The organism is Nonomuraea mangrovi (assembly GCF_042681425.1).
Classification (GTDB): domain Bacteria; phylum Actinomycetota; class Actinomycetes; order Streptosporangiales; family Streptosporangiaceae; genus Nonomuraea; species Nonomuraea mangrovi.
This window is the reverse complement of record NZ_JBHUFV010000047.1, coordinates 288,101-309,203: the sequence shown is the minus strand read 5'-3', so window position 1 is coordinate 309,203 and position 21,103 is coordinate 288,101. Positions and strand designations below refer to the sequence as shown.

Below are 21,103 nucleotides of genomic sequence, written 5' to 3'. Positions count from 1 at the left end.
TCAGGCCATGACCTGGCCGAGGCCGCCGTCGGCGTGCAGGACGGTGCCGGTGGTGAAGGTGGCGTCGAAGGCGAGATACATCACGGCCGCCGCGATCTCCTCGGGCGAGGCGTGCCTGCTCATCGGCGTGAGGTCCTCGCCGAGCCGCTGGTTGGCCGCCTTCTCCTCCTCGGTCATCGTCGCGAAGCCCATGCTGGGGGTCTGGGTGAAGCCGGGACTGATGACGTTCACGCGGATGCCGCGCGGGAGGAACTCGGCGGCGAACGACTTGGCGAACCCTCTGACGGCGGTCACCGTCCCGGTGGCGACGCTGGTGTCCGCGTAGCCGAGGCCGTCGAGGACCGCGGTGGTGAACACGAACGAGCCGCCCTTGCTCACCAGGGGCAGCAGGCGCTGCGTGGTGAAGAACGCGCCCTTGGTCTTGATCGCGAACATCTTGTCGTAGGCGGCCTCGGTGACCCCCTCGATGGGGCCCGTCTCGGCGTATCCGACGTTGACGAAGACGAAGTCGACCCGGCCGAGCGTGCTCTCGACGTAGCGGCCGAGGGCCTCGATGTCGGCCATGCTGCCGGCGTCCGAGCGCAGGACGTGCGCCCTGCCGGAGGCGAGCTCGCTCCTCGCGGCCTCGACGTTCTTCTCGTTGTTGCCGGTGAGCACCACCTCGGCGCCTTCGGCCAGGAGCGCCTTCACCACGGCGAGGCCGATGCCGTGGGTGCCGCCGGTGACCACTGCTCGCTTGCTGGGATTCATGGAGATGAGCCTGGAGAGGGGCAGTTATGAGTGGCTTATGGCGATCCCGTAGCCGTTCCGAAATCGTCGGTGGCCTTTGTTAGCTTGAGCGACATGCGATTCGGGGTGCTCGGCCCGCTGGCGGTCTGGTCGACGGAGGGGCGTGCGCTGCGCATACCCGAGGCGAAGGTCCGCGCGCTGCTGGCAGACCTGCTCGCGCACGCCGGGCGGCCGGTCTCCGCCGACCGCCTGATCGAGGACCTGTGGGGGGACAGCCCGCCGGGCAAGCCGGCGGCGGCGCTGCGGGTCAAGGTGTCCCAGCTGCGCAGGGTGCTGGAGGAGGCGGAGCAGGACGGCAGGCAGCGGCTTGCCTTCGCCCCCGCCGGCTACGCGCTGCGGGTGGAGCCGGGTGCGCTCGACGCCGACCGGTTCGAGACGCTCGCCGAGCGGGCCCACGCCAGCGACGACCCGGCCACCAAGGTGGCGCTGCTGGCCGACGCGCTGGCGTTGTGGCGGGGCGAGCCGTTCGCCGACGTCGCGGACGAGGCGTTCGTCGGGCCGGCACGGGCCCGCCTGGCCGAGCGGCGCCTGGTGGCGATCGAGGAGCAGGCCGAGGCGAGGCTCGCGCTCGGCGAACACGCCCTGCTCGCTGCCGAGCTCGCCGACCTGGTGGGCGAGCATCCGCTCCGCGAGCGGCTGCGGGCCGTCCACCTGCGCGCCCTCTACCGCGCGGGCAGGCAGAGCGAGGCGCTCGACAGCTATGCCCGCCTGCGCGCCCTGCTGGCCGAGGAGCTCGGCCTCGATCCGGGGCCCGAACTGGTGGCGCTCCACCAGGCGATCCTGGAACAGGATCCCGCGCTCGACGCCGCGCCCACCACGCGCACCAACCTGCCCGTGCCCATGACCGGCCTGATCGGCAGGGAGAGCGCGACGGCCGAGGTGCGTTCGCTGGTCGAAGCCCACAGGCTCGTCACGCTGACCGGCCCAGGAGGGGTCGGCAAGACCCGGCTCGCGCTGGAGGTGGCGGCGCGGCTCGAAGGAGCGCATCCCGACGGGGTCTGGCTGGTCGAGCTGGGCGCTCGGCCCGCCACCGTCGGCGTCGTCGACGCGATCGCCGCGGTGATGGGCGTCCGCGACGACAGGGCCGCGGGCAAGCGTGGCGCCGACGCGACCGAGCGGCTCGTCGACGTACTGCGCGCCAAGCGCGCCCTGCTCGTGCTCGACAACTGCGAGCACGTCGTCGACCAGGTCGCCGCCGTGGCCGAGACGTTGCTGAGGTCGGCGCCCTCGCTTCGGATCCTGGCCACCAGCCAGGAGGCGCTGGCCATCGACGGCGAGCGGCTGTGGGCCGTGCGGCCACTCGACCTGCCCTCGGGCACGGGCGACCCGGCCGCCTCCAGCGCCGTGCGACTGTTCGCGGCGCGGGCGGCCGCGGCCGCGCCGGGGTTCGCCCTCGACGAGCACAACGCGGAGGCGGTCGCGGCCGTCTGCCGCCGCCTCGACGGGCTGCCGCTCGCGCTGGAGCTCGCCGCCTCGCGCATGAGGGTGCTCAGCCCCGCCCAGCTCGCCGAGCGGCTCGACGACAGGTTCCGCCTGCTCGGGGCGGGCAGGCGCGACGCGCCCGCCAGGCAGCAGACGCTGCGCGCGATGATCGACTGGAGCTGGGAGCTGCTCACCGGGGCCGAGCGGGTCGTACTGCGCCGCCTGGCCGTCCACGCCGACGGCTGCACGCTTGAGGCGGCCGAGGCGGTGTGCTCGGGAGAGGGTGTGCGCCCCGCCGACGTGCTCGACCTGCTGGCCAGGCTCGTCGACCGCTCGTTGGTCGTCACCGTGTCAGGAGCGCAGGGAATCCGCTACCGCCTGCTGGAGTCGGTGGCCGCCTACTGCCTGGAGCGGATGGAGGAGGAGCGGGAGCTCGACTGTGTACGGCGTCGCCACGCCCGCCATTACCTCGCTCTCGCGGAGGGGAGCGAGCGGCGGGCGGAGGGGCAGGCGCGCCGGCTGGCGACACTCGACACCGAGAGCGCCAACCTCCGCACCGCGCTCGAGACCGCGGCGGAGCAGGGCTCGGCGGAGACCGCGCTGCGCCTGGCCAACGCGATGGCCAGGTACTTCCTGCTGCGCTGCCGCTTCGACGAGGGCCGCAGGGCGCTGGCTCTGGCGCTGTCCGTCAGAGACGAGCCGCAGCCGGCTCACGGTGTCACGACCGGCGGTGTGCCGATCGGTGGTGTCTCGGCCGGTGGTGTGTCGACCGGTGGTGTTTCGGCCGGAGGTGTCTCGGCCGGTGGTGTTTCGGCCGGAGGTGTCTCGGCCGGTGGTGTGCCGATCGGGGGTGGGGCGATCCACGGTGGGCCGGGCGGGGGCGGGCCGGATGACGGCGGGTGGGCCGTTGACGGGCCGGTTTCGGGTGGGGCGGTTTCCAGTGGGGCGGGTCATGGCGGGACGATTCGTGGCTCGTCGGATCGGGGCGTTCTGAGCGAGGGGCACGCGGCGCTCAGGGCGCAGGCCGAGATCTGGGAGATGGGGCTGACGATGCGGCTGGGCATCGCCGTCGACGTCGGGCAGCGGGCCGAGTCCGCGCTCGCCGTACTCGAAGCGGCCGGAGACGCCGAGGCCCTGGCGAGGGCACAGTGGTTCCTCGGGTTCACCACCTGGGGCCATGGCGACCTGGCCTGCAGCGAGAAGCTGGTCGGCAGGTCGCTGGAGACGTTCGAGACACTAGACGACCGGTGGGGCACGGCGGCCGCGCTGGCCGCCCGTGCGGTCCACGGCATGATCAGGGGCGATTTCGCCGCCGCCGAGCGGGACGGCAAGCGGAGCGCGGCACTGTTCGAGGAGCTCGACGACCACTGGGGCGTCCTGCAGGCGGTCGAGCCGCTGGCGATGCTCGCGGAGATCGGTGGCGACTACGACGGGGCGGCGGCGCTCCACTCCCAGGGTCTGGCGATGGCCGAGGAGCTGGAGTTGTGGTTCGAGGTGTCCAGGAGCATGTCGGGGCTTGGCCGTATCGCGTTGTTGAAGGGCGACTACGCCAGGGCCGACGACCTGCACGAGCGGGCAAGGCGGCTGGCGGCGACGCACGCGCACCCGTACGCCCAGCAGTTCGCCGAGGTCGGTCTCGCGCTGAGCGCCAGGCGGCAGGGCAGGCTCGACGCGGCGGAGAAGCACCTGCGCACCTGGCTCGACTGGATCACGAAGGTGGAGGGCGAGTCGGGGGCCGCCCTGCTGCTGGCCGAACTGGGGTTCATCGCCGAGCTGCGAGGTGATGCCGAGCTGGCCATGTCCCTCCACCGCGAGGGCCACGCCCACGCCGGCGCCACCTCCGACCCTCGGGCGATCGCGCTGGCGCTGGAGGGGATGGCGGGGGCGGCGTCGCTGGCGGGCGACCATCGGCAAGCGGCCAGGCTGCTCGGGTCGGCCGCGGCGGCGAGAGAATCGGTGGGCAGGCCGCTGCCCGCGGCCGAGCGGGGCGACGTCGAGCGGATCACGGCCCGGTGCGTCGAGGCGCTCGACGAGGAGAACTTCCTGGCCGAATTCAGGACAGGCGCCCGGGAACCGGCCGCCGTGTGAGGCCACGCCCGCACGTCTGGGGGGCTGGCTGACCGGGGCAGGCGTCGCGTCCCCGCACTCCCAAGTCGTCGGATCCTCGGAACTCGAGGGTTGTCGGAAGCCGGTGGTCCTCGGGATCCGGGTCGTGGGTCTTCGGGCTCCCGGGTTTCCGGCTCTCGGAGCCCCCGGGGTTGTTGGGCGTCGGTGGTTTCGGAATCCGGGCCCGTAGGTCCTCGGGCTCCCGGGTTGTTAGGGGTTGGTGGTCCTCGGCACCCGGGGGCGGTGGGTCCTCGCACTCCCGGGTTTGCGGCTCTCGGAACCTGGGTCGGTGTTTCCCAGGTCCCCCTGGTCTCGGTCCCTGGCGTGCGGTGTGCGGGAAAAGGCGCGGGCCCGCCTGCGGCTCCCTCGTGCGGAGGGGGAGGCGCGGCGGGCCCGCTGGCGTCGGGTGGGGCGGTGGGTTGACCCGACGCGGGGGAGTGGCGTCAGTGGCGGGCGAAGACCTGGGTCCAGTGCGGGCCCTTCGAGTCGTGGCCGACGCCGATGTGGGTGTAGTTGCAGTTCATGATGTTCGCGCGGTGCCCAGGGCTGTTCATCCAGCCCCGAACCACGTCGGCGGCGGTGCGCTGGCCCTTGGCGATGTTCTCGCCCCAAGCGGTGACGGGCGAGAAGCCCGACGCCTTGATGCGGTCGCCGGGGTTGCGACCGTCGGGGGAAGTGTGGTCGAAGTAGCCCTTGGCTGCCATGTCCGCCGAGTGGCCCTCGGCCGCGGCATGCAGCTTCGGGTCGTGGGTGAGCGGCTTGCAGCCGCCGGAGGCGCGCTCCGCGTTGGTCAGCTTGACGACCTCGTCCTCGACGGTGGAGCCGCCACCGGTGGGCGTGCTCGTCGGGGTCGGGGTCGGCGTCGCCGTGGTGGTGGGGGTCGCCGTGGGGGAGGTGGTCGGCGTGGGCGTGGGCGTGGGGACGCTGTCGCAGGACAGCACGGCCACGCCGGAGCGACGCGCGTTGCCCCGGTAGTCGGTCGCGGTCACATAGAGGCGGCGGGGCACGTCACTGCAGCGGACACCGGCCACGACCCGGCCGTTGGTGACGAGCTGCGAACCGCTCTTGAGCAGCCGGTCGGGCCCCGGCCGCACCTCGACGATGCGGACGCGCAGCCGCGCCTGGTCGTCGCAGCCCGTCCGGGCGGCGCCGCCCCTGACGACGCCGTTGGTGTCGAGGTATGGCTTGGCCGCGACAACGCGGCAGGAGTTCGGCTGGGTCTCCGCATGTGCGGCGGTGACCGGAGTGCTCAATGCCGCCAGACTTCCGAGGCAGGCGAGTGCCTGGAGCTGTCTGCGCACGTTGTCCTCCGTTGGGGGTTAGACACTGGGTCGAAGAGGCATTCTGGTGTGCACAGAACCCAAATGTCACGAAAAAACCACGAAAATCTGGGGCTCCATGTGTCCCTTTCGTAACAAAGATCTCTCCAGTCGCGCGTGAACCATGTGCCCTACCTGCGCGTCTAAGGCTCTTCGATCTCTGTTCCATCCGACGCACCCCGACTCCATCCCGTTCCACCGTCGGCAGTGGTTCTTGAGCGGGTATCGTGCGGAGGACTCCCGGACCTCGGCAGGCCGCGAGCGCTTGGACGGTTCCACAAGTCGCTGCAGGTCAGACGTTCTCCGGTAGGCTCTTCACCGGTTCGCTCAGGTCGCGTTCCCCTGGAACGTTCTCCACCGGCGACGGCGACCCACACGATCCTCAGGCCGTCCTCCGTCGGTTCGACCGCGCCCCGCCCCGTCCTTCGGCGGCGTCCATCGGCTCGTGCCGGGCCCCGCCTCGTCCTTCGGCGGCGTCCGTCGGTTCGGCCGCGCCCCGCCCCGTCCGGCGGCGTCCATCGGCTCGTGCCGGGCCCCTCCAGGCGCCTCCGTCGGCTCGCACGCTCCCCGCCGCTGTCCTTCGGGGTTTCCATCGCTTCGTGTCTGCCGGGTGTCGCTCGGCTGGCATGCTCTGCACAGCTGTTCGGTGGTTTTCCGCCGGTTCGTGTCGGCCCCTCCTTGAGTGAGCCTTCGTCGGCGTTCAGTGGGTTTCCATCGGTTGGTTTCCGTCCCTCCATGAGTGGACGTCGATCGGTTCGCATGCTCTGCGCCGCCGTTCGGGGGTTTCCATCGGTTCGTGCCGGACCGCTCCTTGTGCGGCCTCTGTGGCCCGTACGGGCCCGGGCTGTTCGCGGCTGGACATCCATCCGTTACGGCAGGCCGTGCCACGCGCCACCCTGGGCGCGTGGCCGGCCTCCATCCAGGGATACGCATCACCGAGCGTCCGTGGCCGGGCGCCGTTACGGAAAAGCCAGGCTTCTTCCGAACGCGATCACCGCCCCCGCGTAGCCTCGGGCGGCTGGGTCAGGTCAGGTCAGGTCGGCCATGTGGTCGGATGCCCACCGGGACAGGGGGCGGGCGGGTCGGCCGAGGACTCGTTCGACGTCCGGCGAGACCTCGGGCGGTTCCTCCGCGTACTCGGCCTGGTAGCCCAGGATGTACTCGGCGATGTCCATCGGGAACCCCGCCATGATGTAGGCGGCGCGGGCCTGCCCGTACGTCAGCGGCTCGAAGCGGAGCGGCCTGCCCAGGCCCTCGCCCACCGCCGCCGCCTGCTCGCGGTGGGTCTGCGCCAGGGGTCCGCTCAGCGTGTACGCGTTCCCGGCGTGGCCGTCCTCGAGAAGAGCGGCGACGATCACGTCCGCGATGTCGGCTTCGTGGATGGGAACGCCGAGCGCGTCAGGGAAGGCGCTGCGCACCACGCCCTCGCTGCGGATCGACTCGCCCCACATGTCGAGCTTGTTCATGGCGAACTCGCCCGGCCGTACATGAGTCCACTCCAGCCCGGACCCCTCGATGACGCGCTCCACGTCGCGCAGCATCTCGAAACTGCCCGGCCGCCGGATCGTCACGGCCGCGCTCGTCATGTCGACGACGCGGGTCACCCCCGCCCTGGCCGCCTGTGTCACGAAGGCGGCGGCCTGCTTGGTCGCGAGGTCGGCGTCGAGGACGCCAGGCAGGTAGTAGGTCCTGTCCGCCCCTTCGAACGCGGCGGAGAACGCGGAGGCGTCGGTGAGGTCGCCCGCCACGACCTCGGCCGCGCGAGGCAGTGCGGCGGCCGACGGGTTCCTGGTCAGGGCCCGCACCTGGTGCCCTGCCGCGAGCAGCCTGTCGACCACGATCCGGCCGACCGCGCCCGTCGCGCCCGTCACGAGGATCCTCATGGATCTTCTTCCTTTCGTCGGTGAGGCGGTGAAGGTAACCCCGGAAAGCCCTGGTCCGCACATGGGCCTATGTCTCATTTGGCAGGTCAGAGCCCATGCGAGAGGATCACCGGCATGGAGGCGCTCGCTCAGCGGCTGGTCCCGGACGAGATGTGGGCGGTTGCCAGCACGCTCATGCCGGGGCAGCGGGTGCGCCCCCAGGGTGGTGGCAGGGCGGCGACCGACGCGCGCAGGGTGATGGTGGCGGTCGTGTACGTGGTCACGAGCGGGTGCGCGTGGCAGCATCTGCCACGTTCGTTCGGGGTGACGGTGCCCACGGCGCATCGGTGGTTCGCTCGGTGGACGCGGGCCGGGTTGTGGGGGAACCTGCACGAGGCGACGGCGTCCGACCCGGTGCTCGCCGACTGGACGCGGGCGATCCGTGACTGTGCGTCGCTCCGTGATCACACCTGAGAAATCACTAAACGAGACATTCGCCAAATCGGGGCAATCCGCCCATTCGTCCACGTGACAACGCCGCCGGGCGGACGGACACTCCGGTGCCGGGGTGCCGGGGTGCCGGGGTGCCGGGGTGCCGGGGTGCCGGGGTGCCGGGGTGCCGGGGTGCCGGGGTGCCGGGGTGCCGGGGTGCCGGGGTGCCGGGGTGCCGGGGTGCCGGGGTGGGTCCCGAGAAAGCGGAAGGCCCGCCTGGGCGAACCAGGCGGGCCGTTGACGCGGTGGAAGCGCGTGGTCAGCGGGTCAGCACTGGACGGGCTTCAGCCACGAGCACTCCAGGTCGCCGCCCTCCGAGGAGGCGGGACTGTCGTCGGTGCGGAGCTGGGCGGCGGTGTCGGGCGTAGTGCGGCTGAACTTCGCCAGCCGTACCGCGATCTTGTCCTCGATGTCCTTGGGCGACCCGGACAGGTACTGGTTCAGCATGATCGAGAACACCAGCGGCTCGCCCTCGGCGCTCGTGACGTACCCGGACAGCGACGTGACGCTCGTCAGCGATCCCGTCTTGGCGTGGACGTTGTTCGCGGCAGGCGTGCCCCGCATCCGGCTGCGCAGGGTGCCGCCGGTGAAGCGGTCGGCGTTGCCCGCGATGGGCAGCGCGTCGTACCAGGTCTTGAACCACGGCTTGCCCCGCACCGACAGCAGCAGCTGGGTGATCGACGTCGCGGTGACGCCGTCGCGGCGGGAGAGGCCCGAGCCGTCGCGCAGGTTCAGGATCTGGACCCCGTTCGCCTTGGCGAAGTCCGAGGTGGCCTTGAGTCCCGCGGACCAGGTCCCCTGGTTCGCGACCTTGCGGCCCATGGCCTTGGTGAGGATCTCGGCGTGCATGTTGTTGCTGAGCTTCATGAACGGCACCAGCAGCTCGCTCAGCGGCATCGACTCGTGTTTGGCCAGCTCGGTCGCGCCCTCGGGGGCTCTGTTGACCGTGGAGCCGAGGATTTTGACGCCGTGGGCGTTGAGCGCCTTGCGGAACAGGGAGGCGGCGTAGCCGGTCGGGCTGTCGACGGCCACCCACTCGTCGTACGGCCCGGCGACGGTGCCGGTGATGACGATCGTGTTGGTGGCGTGCTGGCGTTCGATGAGCACGTCCGTCGAGGCGCCGACCGTGGCGTTGTTGACGATCTTCACGTAGTCGGTCTCGGGGGTGGTGCTGACCTTGACCTTGTCGCCGTCGGGCGCGACGGAGACGATCACCGAGCCCGCGTCGTAGTCCCTGTCGGGCGAGGCGGTCAGCGCGGAGATCTGGGCGGCGTAGTAGGCGGTCTCGTCGTCCCACGCCCAGTCCTGGCCGAGCCGTACCGCGTCGAACCAGGTGTCGTCGGTGACCAGCTTGCCGGTGACGAGCTTGATGCCCTTCGCGGCGACGGCGGCGGCGAGCGCGTCGTAGTCGGTGGCAAGCATGGTCGGGTCGCCGGTGCCGCGCAGCACCAGGTCGCCCTTGAGAACCGACCCGATGGTACGGCCGGCGGCCAGCGCGCTGGTGGTGAAGCGGTAGTCGAGCCCGAGCACCTCCGCCGCTGCCGCGGAGGTGAACAGCTTGGTGTTGGAGGCGGGGGTCATGAGCTTGCCCGCGTCGGTCGAGTAGAGCTCCTCGCCGGTGCTGGCGCTCTTGACGACGACGCCGGCCCGGCCGATGTCCAGGCGGGAGTCGCTGAGGATCTGGTTGAGATCCTGGGTGAGGTCGGCGACGCCGGGGGAGGGGTCGGCGGCGGTGGCGGGAGAGACAGGGCTGGACGCCCACGCGAGGGCGGCGACGAGCGCGCCGGCGACGAGTGAGGCTGGGGTGCGACGCATGGAGGTCTCCAGGGTGCGTACTAGGTCTCGCAGGGATCATGGGAGCGCCGCTCTCTCCCCGCAATCCGCAAATTTCCGTATCTTTGGCCCGCTGCAGGTGTCCCACCGGTCCGTCCACTTCCGCGGTCGGGATTCTGCCGTGTTCAGTCCGACGATGGGCATCGTTTCTGCGGGCGACCGAGACTGCGTACAGGCTTCGGGAGACGGTCTGCAGAAGACCGCAGACGGTGGACTGAATACATACTGCAGGCCGGTCTCGGGAGGCCAGGGGTGCCGGACTGAACGGTGCGCTCGTGGGATGCCGGTGTCCGGAAGGCTGCAGACGGTGGACTGCATACATGCTGCGGGCTGGTCTACGAGGCCAGGGGTGGCCGACTGGATCGCTTACGGAACGCCCCGGACTCGTGCGAGATGCGACTGTCACTCGACGGGGACGGCGTCCTGCTCCAGAAGTTGTCCCGAACCCCAAGATTCGCTGTGAGCTAGATCATGGTTGAGGTTGACCTTGGGTCAGGGTGGAAGCTCCTCGCAGCGGCACGACGCCGACCGGACATAACAGATTTGAAGGAGCAAACCACCATGTCCCTCCCCCTTTCCGGCCAGGACAAGAGCACCCTGCGGACCGCCGCGTACGGCGCCGTGTCGCTGATGGCCGCCGCCACCGGCTCGCCCCACAAGGCCGCCACGAACGCCTCCATCGCCCTGACCTCAGCGACCGGTCTGGTCGGGCACGTGCTCGCCGCGAAGGCCAAGGACATCGAACTAAAGGGCAAGACCGTCGCCGAACTCGCCGACCGGGTATTGCCGGCCCTGACCGCAGCCATGAAGCTGCTCGGCAAGCAAGCTCCGGCAGAAGCCGACAACTTCCGCATGACCATCCTCCTCGCCATCGAAGCCGCCCAGGGCTACCCGGACCAGCCCAGCGCCACCACGACCGAGATGGCCCGCAAGATCACCGCCGCCCTCGACGCCGCCGGGGTGGCCACTGCGGACAGCGGGGCTGCGCCGGCGGCTGCTGCCGGGCAGGACCGTCCGGAGCTGCAGAAGGCGATCGAGGAGATCGTCGATTCCGGTTTCGTCGGGGTGTCGCTGCGCGTGCACGATGAGCGGGGCGAGTGGGTCGGCAGCGCCGGGGCGGCCGAGCTGGGCGGGGCCGCGAAGCCGCCGACGAACGGGCACGTCCGGATCGGCAGCAACACCAAGACCTTCATCGCGACCCTGGTGCTGCAGCTGGTGGCCGAGGGCAAGGTCGGGCTGGACACCCCGGTGGCGGACTACCTGCCCGAGTTCGGGCTGGACGAGCGGATCACGGTGCGGATGTTGTTGCAGCACACCAGCGGGGTGTTCAACTTCAGCGGCGAGGTCTACGACGACGGGACGATCGCGCCGGGGATCCCCATCCCCTACGGCACCACGGGCAAAGAGTGGATGGACAACCGGTTCACGACCTACCGGCCGCAGGAACTGGTGGAGCTGGCGTTGTCCAAGCCTGCGCGGTTCGAGCCGGGGACGGGCTGGAGCTATTCCAACACCAACTACGTGCTGGCCAGGCTGCTGATCGAGAAGGTCACCGGCCGTTCGGTCGCCGAGGAGATGCGGCGGCTGATCCTGGGGCCGCTCGGGCTGTCGGGCACCGTGGTGCCGGACGCCTCGGCGGAGATCTCCGAGCCGCACGCCCACGCCTACTACCGGTACGAGGACGCCGGCGAGCAGAAGACGATCGACATCACCCGCCAGAACCCTTCATGGATCTCCAGCGGCGGCGACATGATCTCGACCACCCAGGACCTCCACACGTTCATCTCCGCGCTGCTGGGCGGCAGGCTCCTGCCGGCCCCGCTGCTGGCCGAGATGTGCACCCCACACCCGACGGGCATCCCGAACATGGACTACGGCCTGGGAGTGTTCGTGGTGAAGACGGACGGCGGCGGCACCGTCATCTCCCACAACGGCGCCGCCGTGGGCCACGCGGCGCTGATGTACAGCACCCCCGACGGCAGCAAGACCCTGACCGCCGCGCTGAACTGCGTGGACGACGCCGACCTGTCCATCGCGACAGCATTCCAGAACGCCCAGCAAAGGCTCGTCAACGAGGTGTTCTGCGGTGGGCAGGCCGATCCGGCTCAGCCGACGGACTGAGCACCTGCGACCTGTACGCCTTGAGGGGCGAGCCCTTCCGGTCGTGTGTGAGGGAGGACGCGGGCCGGGGTCGCGTGGAGCTCTTCGGGTCGTGTGTGAGGGAGGACGCGGGCCGGGGTCGCGTGGAGCTCTTCGGGTCGTGTGTGAGGGAGAGCGCGGGCCGGGGCCACGCCGAGCTCTTCGGGTCGTGTGTGAGGGAGGACGCGGGCCGGGGTCGCGTGGAGCTCTTCCGGTCGTGTGTGAGGGAGAGCGCGGGCCGGGGTCGCGTGGAGCTCTTCGGGTCGTGTGTGAGGGAGGACGCGAGCCGGGGTCGTGCCGAGCTCTTCCGGTCGTGTGTGAGGGAGAGCGCGGGCCGGGGTCACGCCGAGCCCTTCCGGTCGTACATCAGGGACAACGCGAACGGGGCCACGCCGAGCTCTACGGGCTCGGCGTGGCCCGTCCATATGCTCGGCCGTGGTGTGTGGTCGCCGAGCTCGAGCACAAGGCAGGCTGTGCAGATGAGGAACGAAGTCACGATCGGGCAGGCGGCGGCATTCGTCGGCGTCACGGTGAAGACGGTGCGGCATTACCACAAGCTCGGCCTGGTCGAGGAGCCGGAACGCGACAGCTCCGGCTACCGGCGGTACGGATCGGACGATCTGTTGCGGCTGGTGCAGGTACGGACGCTGGCCGCCGCCGGGGTGCCGCTGGCCGAGATCGGGCCCCTGCTCGACGCCGATGCCACGCTGTTCGCCGCCGCGCTCGCCGACGTCGAGCGCCAGCTCACCGAACGGATCGAGGAGTTGATCGCGCGGCGTGACACGCTGCATCGGCTCGCCGATGGTAACCGGGCTCTGCTGCCCGACCGCGCTGTGGCGCTGCTGGAGCGGATGCTCGGCCTCGGATTCCCCGCGGACGAGGTGGCGGCCACCAGGGAGGGCTGGGTGCTGGCCAAGGCCCTGGTCCCCGAAGGCTTCGACGACTACCTCACCCATTTCGAGCACGCCCTCGAAGACACCCGGCTCGTCGCCTTGACCAGGCGCGCAGCCGAAGCCGGAGCCTGGGAACCGGACGACCCCCGCATCGCCGAGCTCGCCACCGCCGTGGCCGACCACTACCTCGCCAACCCCGCACTGCTGAAGACCGTGACCGGCCTGCAAGCCCGCACCGAGGCCGCGGCCCGGTACACGCTGATCGCCCACCACGGCGAAGAGCAGACTCCGGCCGCGGCGCGGCTGGCCGCGCTTTTCGAGGCCAAGCTCCGCGCCGCCGGCATCCGCATCCCCAGACTGGACGCCCACTGACCGCATCCCCAGACCTGGCGCCCGCTGACCGCATCCCCAGACCTGGCGCCCGCTGACCGCATCCCCAGACCGGGCGCCCGCTGACCGCGCCGTGCTCCGGTCCTTCGGACCGGCGACCGGCCGGAGGTCTGCCCACAGACACCGCTGGGGCGACTGCACGGCCTCACGCCGGGGGTGCCGCCCACGATCAGTACCGTGTCCGGGTCGGGGCGCGGATCAGAACAGCGTGTCGCGGACCCGCAGGGGCCGGTAGCCGGTCAGGCCGAGCCGGGCGAGTTCGGCGTCGGTGTCGACCTCGATCGCGCCGAAGAAGTCGATGTTCTCGCCGTGCGCGGGCGAGATGACGGGCGGTGGCCTATCGGGTGCCTGCCGTACTGGACACCAGGAACCCCACGTCACCGAACGAGATCTCGTCGCCCGAGCGGACCCGCGCCGGGCCGACCAGCCGCCACCCGTTGAGGCGGGTGCCGTTCAGTGACCCCAGGTCGACGAGCATCCACGACCCGTCGTCGCCCTTGCGCAGCTCCGCGTGCACCCTGGACACGGTCAGGTCGGCCAGTACCAGGTCGCAGGCGGAGCCGCGGCCCACCACGTACCGGAGCCTGCTGTCCTCGGGTAGCGCGAGCCGCGGCAGCCGCGGCTTGCGCCAGGCGGACTGCAGGCGGGTGGTGAGCTCCGAGACCGAGGCGACCACGTCGGTCAGCCGCTGTCTGAAGGTGTTGCGCGGGGGGAGGTCGGCGACGAGGTCGTCGAGCTCGTGGCGGCTGCGCGCCCGCAGCGCCTGATCGACTCGGCCCACGAACGTGTCGTGGCTCAGACGCCCCTCGACGGCGCGGTCGCGGAGCTCGTCGATGGCGCGATCACGTTCCCCATCGGATGCGCGAAATGGGGGTTGCGTCGAGCTCATGCCCCGAGTATCGGCCCGAACCGCGTTTCCTGTCCAGAAAACCTTGAAGGGGGCATACTGAGTATGCATACTCAGTATTCATGTCGATCCGACACGGGCTCCTGGCGTTGCTCAGCCAGGGCCCCAGATATGGCTATCAACTACGTGCGGAGTTCGAGGCGTCGACGGGGGCGACCTGGCCGCTCAACATCGGCCAGGTCTACACGACGCTTTCCCGCATGGAGCGAGACGGCCTGGTCGCCTCAGGGGAAGAGGACGAGCAGGGCCGGGTCGTCTACACGGTCACCGAGGCCGGTCGGGCGGAGATGGAGCGATGGTTCGGCACCCCCGTCGCCCAGTCCGACCGGCCGAGGGACGAGCTGGTCATCAAACTCGCGATGGCCGTCACAGCCAAGGACGTGGACGTCGCCAAGGTCGTCCAACGCCAGCGAACCGCCACGATGCGCACCCTGCAGGAGCTGACCAGAGCGAAGCGCGCCAGCTCTGCCGGCCCCGCCCAGCGTCTCGTGCTGGATTCGATGATCTTTCAGGCCGAGGCCGAGCAGCGATGGCTCGACCACTGCGAGGCCGTACTCAAGGAGGCAGGGGTATGAAGCGTGTGGTGGCGCTGAAGGACGTGGCGCGCGTGCACGGAGAAGGAGAAGCCGCGGTTCACGCGCTGAAGGGCGTCAGCCTGGAGGTCGGCGTGGGGGAACTGGTGGCGGTCATGGGGCCCTCGGGGTCGGGCAAGTCGACGCTGCTCAACCTCGCGGGCGGCCTGGACCGCCCCACCGGCGGCACGGTCGTGGTCGACGGGGTCGACCTGTCGACGGTCAAGGACCTGGCGGCGTTGCGGCGCAGGAGCGTCGGCTACGTCTTCCAGGACCTCAACCTCATCCCGTCGCTGACCGCGGTGGAGAACGTCATGCTCCCCCGCGAGCTCGACGGCGTGCGGGCCCGCGACGCCAGGCAGGAGGCGCTGGCGGTGCTGGGCGAGGTCGGCCTGCCGCATCTGGCCGACAGGTTCCCCGACGAGATCTCGGGCGGGCAGCGCCAGCGCATCGCGATCGCCAGGTCACTGGTCGGCGAGCGGCGGCTGATCCTGGCCGACGAGCCGACGGGCGCGCTGGACACGCCGACCGGCGACGAGATCCTCGAACTGCTGCGCAGCCGCTGCGAGGCGGGCGCGGCGGTGCTGCTGGTCACCCACGAGTCGCGTTACGCGGGATGGGCGGACAGGGTGGTGTTCCTGCGCGACGGGCGCATCGCCGACGAGACGACCGCGCCGGCGGTGAGCGCGCGATGAGGGTCGCACTGCGCATCTCGCGCCGGGACGCCGTCAGAGCCAAGGGGCGCACCGCACTGATCATGGTCATGATCGGCCTGCCGGTGCTGGTGATCACGGGGTTGCTCACGTTCGCCGCGACGGCCGACGTGACGGTCAAGGAGGGGCTGGTCAGAGATCTGGGCGCGGCCGACCTGCGGATCAAGACGACCCCCTACAGCGAGATCACGGAGCAGTACGGCGACAGCGGCCTCCCCGGTCCCGAGGACTCGAAGCCGAAACGCGCCCAGCCCACGACCACGGCGGAGGTCGCGGCGAGGCTCCAGCCGGGCACCAGACTGATCGGCTTCGACGAGGGCAGTGTCGACGTCTGGCGTGCCGACCAGTACGAGCATGTCGCCGCCGTGGAGATCGACCTGCGCGATCCCCTGGCCAGGGGCGTGCGGCCACTGGTCGAGGGGCGCTACCCGGCCGGCCCCGACGAGGTCGTGGTGACGCGGGCCATGCCGTTCCGTCCCGGTGACACGATCAAGGTCACCCGCGCGAACCGTCCCGTGCGGGTGGTGGGCGTGGTGTCCTACCCGTTCAACACCGAGCACATGGAGGTCGTCGGCAGCCGGGGTGTGCTGCTGCTGGACAAGCGCGACGGCCAGGGCACCGGCTGGCTCGCCGACACTCCGTCTCCCGCGACGCTGTCGGACACGAGGCGCCTGAACGAGGTCGGTCTCGTCGGACTCTCTTCCCTCACCGCCGACGACGATCCACTGATGTCGATGATGACGTCCACGCAGGTGCTCGCGGTCGCTCTCGTGGTGTTCATGGTGGTGGCGGAGACGGCTCTGCTGGCGGGACCCGCCTTCGCGATCGGGCTGCGGCGGCGCAGGACCGAGCTTGCCATGATCGCCGCCCAGGGCGGTTCGAAGGCGCACCTGCGGGCGATCGTGCTGGCCGACGGCCTGCTGCTGGGCGGAACCGCCGCGGTGCCGGCCGCCGTCGTCGGTAGCGCGACCGGGTTGCTGCTCGTCCCGCTGCTGTCGGATTCGGTGGGCCCGGCGGAGGTGCCCTGGTGGCAGGTGCTGGGCGTCGCGGCGCTCGGGTCGCTCAGCGGGATGGTGGCGGCCCTGGTCCCCGCGCTGCAGGCGGCGCGGCAGGACACCGCGGCCGTGCTGTCCGGACGCTCGGGTGCCGCCCGCGACAGGACGGGCAAGCCCGTACTCGGACTGGTCCTGCTGGCGGCGGGCGTCGTGGCGAGCGTGGCGGCGTCCAGGACGGAGGAGGTGTGGATCTTCGCGGCCGCCGTGCTCGGGCAGCTCGGGATGGTCGCGGTGATGCCGTGGCTGGTCAGGTTCACCGGGCGGCTCGCCGTACGGCTACCGCTCACGCTGCGGCTGAGCGTCCGTGACGCCGTCCGCCACCGGGTGCGTACGGCATCGGCGGTGGCGGCCGTGATGACGGCGACGGCCGGGGCGGTCGCCGCGGGCATCGGGGTCAACAGCCAGTACGTCGACCAGCGCGATTCCTACCGCGCCCCCACGCCGGTCGGCACGCTGTCGATCACCGCGGCCAACGCGGACGACGCCGAATGGGCGAAGATCCGTACCACCGCGGCGAGGTTGCTTCCCGGTGTCACGCTGGCGAGTGGCTACCAGGCGACCACGGCCGCAGGGGAGTCGGTCGCCCTGCTCCCGAGGGTGCCGATCACGTGCCGAGAGTGCACCAGGGGCGTCTTCTTCAACCTGCAGATCGGTGATCAGGGGGTGCTCGACGTGATGTTGGGCAGGCACGACCCGGCGGCGGGCGCCGCGCTCGCCGCGGGAAAGGCGGTGGTCTTCGACCCCGCGTTGGCGCGTAACGGGATGCTCTCCCTCAACGCCAGCGGCTACCGCAGATCCGTCGACGACAAGGGCTTCGTCGTGCCCGCCGTCGTGGTCAAGGCCTCCGATCCGCGGCTGGGCGGTGCCCTGCTGCCGCCGGCGGCGGTGACGGCGCAGGGCTGGAAGCTCCAGGAGCGTGAGCTCTTCACGCGGCATCCGGTACCGGACATCGAGCGGCTCCACAGGGAGCTCTCGGTGGTCAGTCCGTACGCGGGCGCCGGCGTGGCGAGCGGCTTCCAGAGCGACATCGACGGCACGCTGCTCGTGCTGATGGGCGGCGCGCTCATCCTGGTGCTCGGCGGCACGTTCGTGGCGACGGCTCTGGCCGCCGCGGACATGCGACCCGATCTCGCGACCGTCTCGGCGGTGGGCGCGCCCGCCAAGACGGGCCGGCTGGTGGTCGCGGGGCAGGCCGGTTACATCGCGGGCCTCGGCGCGCTGGTGGGCGCCGTCGCAGGCGTCGTCCCCGGTGTGGCGCTGGCCTGGGTGATGACCACCGCAGGCGGCACCGCCCTGGGCTTCGGCCCGTTCATGGTCCGGCAGGACCCCGGCCCGGCGACGATCGCCGTGCCGTGGTCGCTGGTCGGCGTCGTGGTGATCGGGTTGCCGCTGCTGGCCGCGCTGGTCGCCGGAGCGTTCGCGCGGACAGGGACGCTGACCCTGACCCGCCGCCTCACCTGACGGCGCGGCGCACGCGGATCTTGGACTGCTTGTACGGCAGCAGCTCCCAGTCCTCCATGAACGTCGCCGTCAGGCCGTACCGTCCGGCCAGCTCCACGAGCGTCTCGGTGCGGTAGTAGAAGTCTTCGCGCAGGACGTGGTGCTCCTTGCCCTGCGTCCTGTCGAAGGTGAAGTCGAACCAGCCGCCGGGCTTCATGATTCGTCCCACGTTCGCGAAGCACTCCTCGATCACGTGCAGCGGGGAGTGGGAGAAGACGCTGTGGGCGTGGATGACATCGAAGTGCTCGCTGGGGAGGAAGCTGAAACGCAGGTCGTGAACAGGGGTCAGACGGGGGAGCTTGTCCTGCAGGCCGTAGTCGGCCAGCGTCTGCTGGGCGGCGAACAGGATGTCGGGCGAGATGTCGATCCCGTAGTAGTGGCCGGGCGAGAGGTAGTCGATGAACAGCCGCCCGGCCCGCAGGTTGCCGCAGCCGATCTCCAGCATGCGGTGCTCGGGGCTCAGGCCGTGCTGGACGAGGTAGTCGAACTGCGCCTTTCCGATCTTCAGCCACTTCTCCCGGCTCTTGGAGCCGACGGCGCGGTCGGGATTGCGTTCGGTGTCCGAGCGCATCACCGCCCTGTAGTAGTCGACGTGGTCGCGGCTCTGGAGCCTGAGCCACAGGTCCCTGGTGAGCCGCCGCGCGTGGGGGATGACTCTGTCAGGGTGCCGAAGGGCGTATCTCGCCTGATGTAGAAGACTCGAGCGGGTCATGGAGAACATGCTCCGCTGTCAATCGGTAACGGAACGTCATGAGAACGGCAAGAAAAATAATGGAGGCTGGCACGGCTGTTTGACCGAGGAGCACGGCGGTGATGGCGGAATCGGACTGCGCCACCGGCCTTCCCGGATCAGATGACACGAATCCCCCCAAGGTCAGCACCCCGCCGAAGATCAACGCGCCGCACGCGCTCACGGCGCTCTCGATCGCCGTCCACAACCCGGTGAAGACCCCCGCCCTCCGCTTGCCGGTCGTGGCGGCGTCGAAGGCGATCACGTCGGCCAGCATCGAGAACTGCAGGAGCTGGGCGCCCGCGAACCCGATGCCCACGACCAGCAGCATGAGGTGCGCGAACAGGCCGCCGAACAGCGGTGTGGCGGTGGCCGCCGCCGTACCGCCGGCGAAGATCAGGCCGGCGATGAGCATCGCCCCGCGCTTGTCGTAGCGCTTGGACAGCTTGACCCACAGCGGCATCGTGAGCAGGATCGGCCCGATCAGCGCGGCGAAGAGCGTGCTGGTGGCCTTGGGGTCGCCGAGAACGTACGTGGCGAAGTACGGTCCCGCCGCCAGCATCACCCCGACGGCCAGGAACTGCGTGCAGCTCAGCGCCAGCAGCCACACGTACGAGGGGTTGCCGCGCACGACGGCGAACTGTGACCACAGCGAGCCGCCGTCGGGTTCGGGGGCGCCGGTCATGGGGGCGCGGGCCGTGCCGAAGAAGGAGCCGAGCATGGCGGCCAGCATCACGAACGCGACGGTCAGGCCCATCAGCCGGTAGCTGGCCAGGGTGCCTCCGTCGCCCTGGCTGTTGACGATCGCCGGGGCGACGATGCCGCTGACCACGGTGGCCGCGCCGATGAAGACCATCCGCCACTGCAGCAACGCGGTCCGCTCGTGGTAGTCGCCGGTCATCTCGGCGGGCATCGCCTTGTACGGCACCTCGAACAGCGCGTACGCGGTGGCGGCGATCAGGAACACCGCCGCGACGTAGATCGCGGCGGGTGTGCCGGTGAGCGGGGGGCCGGCGAACAGCGCGGCGAAGGCCGGCGGCAGCGTGCAGGCGCCCGCCAGCATCCAGGGCCTGCGCGGGCCCATCCGGGACACCGTCCGGTCGGACCACCGGCCCACCAGCGGGTTCACGACCAGGTCCCACACCTTGGGCGCGGCCACGACCAGCCCCGCGAGCCACGCGGGCACGGCGAGGAAGTTGGTCATGTAGAACAGCAGGAGCAGCCCCGGCACGGCGCCGAAGGTGGCCGTGCAGAAGGAGCCCACGCCGTAACCGAGCCGCACCCGGGTGGAGACGATCACGGGCTCATTCAAACCGAGCGAGCTCTTGGTCGGTAGGCCCAATCAGTCCGTGACGTCGGCGCACACCACATGCGCGCCCAACTCCACCATCCTGCGCTCGCTGCGCGCGTCCGCCACCCGCGCCATCAGGATCGGCGCCTCGCTGGCCGCCAGTTGGGGCAGCTTCGCGCGCACCCCGCGGTGCAGGTCGCGTACGACGTCCTCGGCGGCCGACATGTGGACCTTGACGTGCAGCATGATCCCGGGAGCGCCCGACGCCGTGCGCGCCTCGGAGATCCACACGTGGTGGACCAGCGGGTAGTCGACGAGCAGCAGGGCGATCGCGCCCCGCAGCGCGGGCAGGATGGGGTGGGTGCAGCGGCGGTAGCCGGGATCCACCTGCTGCATCGGCCCCGACAGGTGGGGGCGCGGTGCGGGGATCCACGACTGCGGCGCGGGGGCGACCTGTACGGGCGGCGCGCTCTGCAGCACCGAGCCGCCGCGCGAGACCGCGGCCATGGCGCCCGTCGCGTACGCCGTGGGCATCGCCCCGGACAGCACCGGCTGCGGTCCCGTCCGCGTCGACAGCAGGAAGCGCTGGAGATCCTCGATCGGTACGGCTGCCGCGGCGGGGCCTGCGGCGTCGATCACGATCTCCCGCACGCCGGTGACACGCTGGATGTCGAGGATGGTGTCGGCGTCGCAGGCCGACAACGAATGGCCACCCCGGTGCCGTGCGTAGGTGTCCGGCCCGGTGTAGCCGAGCAGGACCCGGTCGCCGACCTGGGTCGTGCCCAGGACGACGGAGCGGTCAGGGCGCACGGCGACCAGGATTCCCCCATCGGCGAGTGCGGCCAGCAGCAGGTGCGGACTGCCGTGCTGGACGAGCACGTCGGCGAGAGCGGGGTTCCCGATGCTCATATGGTGAACGATAGGTAGTAGCCCACGGCTTATCAGGCTAATAGCGAAGAAATCTCCCGATCAAGACAAAGTTGGCTGCGGTTGGGATGAGTTGCTCAGCGCCTGGGTAGCGCGCCCAGATCCTGAGACCCTCGTGAATGCGTTCACAAGCCCCGATAGACTCAGAAGGATCCGAGGGGCC

Annotated in this window: 16 protein-coding genes; 7 read left to right on the top strand and 9 right to left on the bottom strand. The window is 70.8% G+C overall.

Features of this window, described 5'->3' with window-relative positions:
* Positions 1–750: an SDR family oxidoreductase gene (locus tag ACFSKW_RS31565; protein WP_379576119.1), complete on the bottom strand. Its 750-nt coding sequence runs from the start codon at positions 748–750 to the stop codon at positions 1–3.
* Positions 751–843: 93 nt separating this feature from the next.
* Here ACFSKW_RS31565 and ACFSKW_RS31560 point away from each other — a divergent pair, with 93 nt between their 5' ends.
* Positions 844–4,299 (top strand): BTAD domain-containing putative transcriptional regulator, encoded by a 3,456-nt coding sequence (locus ACFSKW_RS31560; RefSeq protein WP_379576118.1) that lies wholly within the window; start codon positions 844–846, stop codon positions 4,297–4,299.
* A 461-nt stretch (positions 4,300–4,760) separates the two neighbouring features.
* Here ACFSKW_RS31560 and ACFSKW_RS31555 read toward each other — a convergent pair whose 3' ends face one another.
* Positions 4,761–5,618, bottom strand: coding sequence for a CAP domain-containing protein (locus tag ACFSKW_RS31555; RefSeq protein WP_379576117.1), 858 nt, complete (start codon positions 5,616–5,618; stop codon positions 4,761–4,763).
* Between the two features lie 1,046 nt (positions 5,619–6,664).
* The gene (locus ACFSKW_RS31550) at positions 6,665–7,519 is read right to left on the bottom strand and encodes an NAD(P)H-binding protein (protein WP_379576116.1); all 855 of its coding nucleotides are present in this window, start codon (positions 7,517–7,519) and stop codon (positions 6,665–6,667) included.
* A gap of 114 nt (positions 7,520–7,633) precedes the next feature.
* On the opposite strand from ACFSKW_RS31550, the gene ACFSKW_RS31545 reads away from it, so the two are divergent.
* A complete protein-coding gene (locus ACFSKW_RS31545; RefSeq protein WP_379576115.1) occupies positions 7,634–7,972 on the top strand; it encodes a transposase in 339 nt (112 codons plus the stop codon).
* Between the two features lie 285 nt (positions 7,973–8,257).
* Here ACFSKW_RS31545 and dacB read toward each other — a convergent pair whose 3' ends face one another.
* A complete protein-coding gene (dacB, locus tag ACFSKW_RS31540; protein ID WP_379576114.1) occupies positions 8,258–9,805 on the bottom strand; it encodes a D-alanyl-D-alanine carboxypeptidase/D-alanyl-D-alanine endopeptidase in 1,548 nt (515 codons plus the stop codon).
* A gap of 579 nt (positions 9,806–10,384) precedes the next feature.
* Between dacB and ACFSKW_RS31535 the strand changes: the two genes are divergently transcribed.
* Together ACFSKW_RS31535 and ACFSKW_RS31530 are read left to right on the top strand one after the other, a co-directional pair.
* Positions 10,385–11,944, top strand: coding sequence for a serine hydrolase domain-containing protein (locus ACFSKW_RS31535; protein WP_379576113.1), 1,560 nt, complete (start codon positions 10,385–10,387; stop codon positions 11,942–11,944).
* A 497-nt stretch (positions 11,945–12,441) separates the two neighbouring features.
* Positions 12,442–13,227: a MerR family transcriptional regulator gene (locus ACFSKW_RS31530; protein WP_379576112.1), complete on the top strand. Its 786-nt coding sequence runs from the start codon at positions 12,442–12,444 to the stop codon at positions 13,225–13,227.
* A 216-nt stretch (positions 13,228–13,443) separates the two neighbouring features.
* Here the strand turns inward: ACFSKW_RS31530 and ACFSKW_RS31525 are convergent, their stop codons facing one another.
* Together ACFSKW_RS31525 and ACFSKW_RS31520 are read right to left on the bottom strand one after the other, a co-directional pair.
* Entirely contained in the window at positions 13,444–13,626 is a 183-nt protein-coding gene (locus ACFSKW_RS31525; RefSeq protein ID WP_379576111.1) for a hypothetical protein, read from the bottom strand.
* The gene (locus ACFSKW_RS31520) at positions 13,583–14,134 is read right to left on the bottom strand and encodes an FHA domain-containing protein (RefSeq protein ID WP_379576110.1); all 552 of its coding nucleotides are present in this window, start codon (positions 14,132–14,134) and stop codon (positions 13,583–13,585) included. The genes ACFSKW_RS31525 and ACFSKW_RS31520 overlap by 44 nt, the downstream gene beginning before the upstream one ends.
* Before the next feature lie 80 nt (positions 14,135–14,214).
* Between ACFSKW_RS31520 and ACFSKW_RS31515 the strand changes: the two genes are divergently transcribed.
* Genes ACFSKW_RS31515 through ACFSKW_RS31505 form a run of 3 tightly spaced genes read left to right on the top strand, consistent with a single transcriptional unit; the run spans position 14,215 to position 17,953 of the window.
* Entirely contained in the window at positions 14,215–14,727 is a 513-nt protein-coding gene (locus tag ACFSKW_RS31515; protein WP_379576109.1) for a PadR family transcriptional regulator, read from the top strand.
* Positions 14,724–15,419, top strand: coding sequence for an ABC transporter ATP-binding protein (locus ACFSKW_RS31510; RefSeq protein ID WP_379576108.1), 696 nt, complete (start codon positions 14,724–14,726; stop codon positions 15,417–15,419). The genes ACFSKW_RS31515 and ACFSKW_RS31510 overlap by 4 nt, the downstream gene beginning before the upstream one ends.
* Positions 15,416–17,953: an ABC transporter permease gene (locus tag ACFSKW_RS31505; protein ID WP_379576107.1), complete on the top strand. Its 2,538-nt coding sequence runs from the start codon at positions 15,416–15,418 to the stop codon at positions 17,951–17,953. Before ACFSKW_RS31510 ends, ACFSKW_RS31505 begins: the two co-directional genes overlap by 4 nt.
* Here the strand turns inward: ACFSKW_RS31505 and ACFSKW_RS31500 are convergent.
* Genes ACFSKW_RS31500 through ACFSKW_RS31490 form a run of 3 tightly spaced genes read right to left on the bottom strand, consistent with a single transcriptional unit; the run spans position 17,946 to position 20,922 of the window.
* Complete coding sequence (locus tag ACFSKW_RS31500) at positions 17,946–18,704, bottom strand: class I SAM-dependent methyltransferase (RefSeq protein WP_379576106.1); 759 nt, start codon at positions 18,702–18,704, stop codon at positions 17,946–17,948. The genes ACFSKW_RS31505 and ACFSKW_RS31500 overlap by 8 nt on opposite strands.
* The gene (locus ACFSKW_RS31495; protein WP_379576105.1) at positions 18,652–20,022 is read right to left on the bottom strand and encodes an MFS transporter; all 1,371 of its coding nucleotides are present in this window, start codon (positions 20,020–20,022) and stop codon (positions 18,652–18,654) included. Before ACFSKW_RS31495 ends, ACFSKW_RS31500 begins: the two co-directional genes overlap by 53 nt.
* Before the next feature lie 42 nt (positions 20,023–20,064).
* On the bottom strand, positions 20,065–20,922 hold the full coding sequence (locus ACFSKW_RS31490) for a hypothetical protein (protein ID WP_379576104.1): 858 nt from the start codon (positions 20,920–20,922) through the stop codon (positions 20,065–20,067).
* Positions 20,923–21,103: the final 181 nt, after the last annotated feature.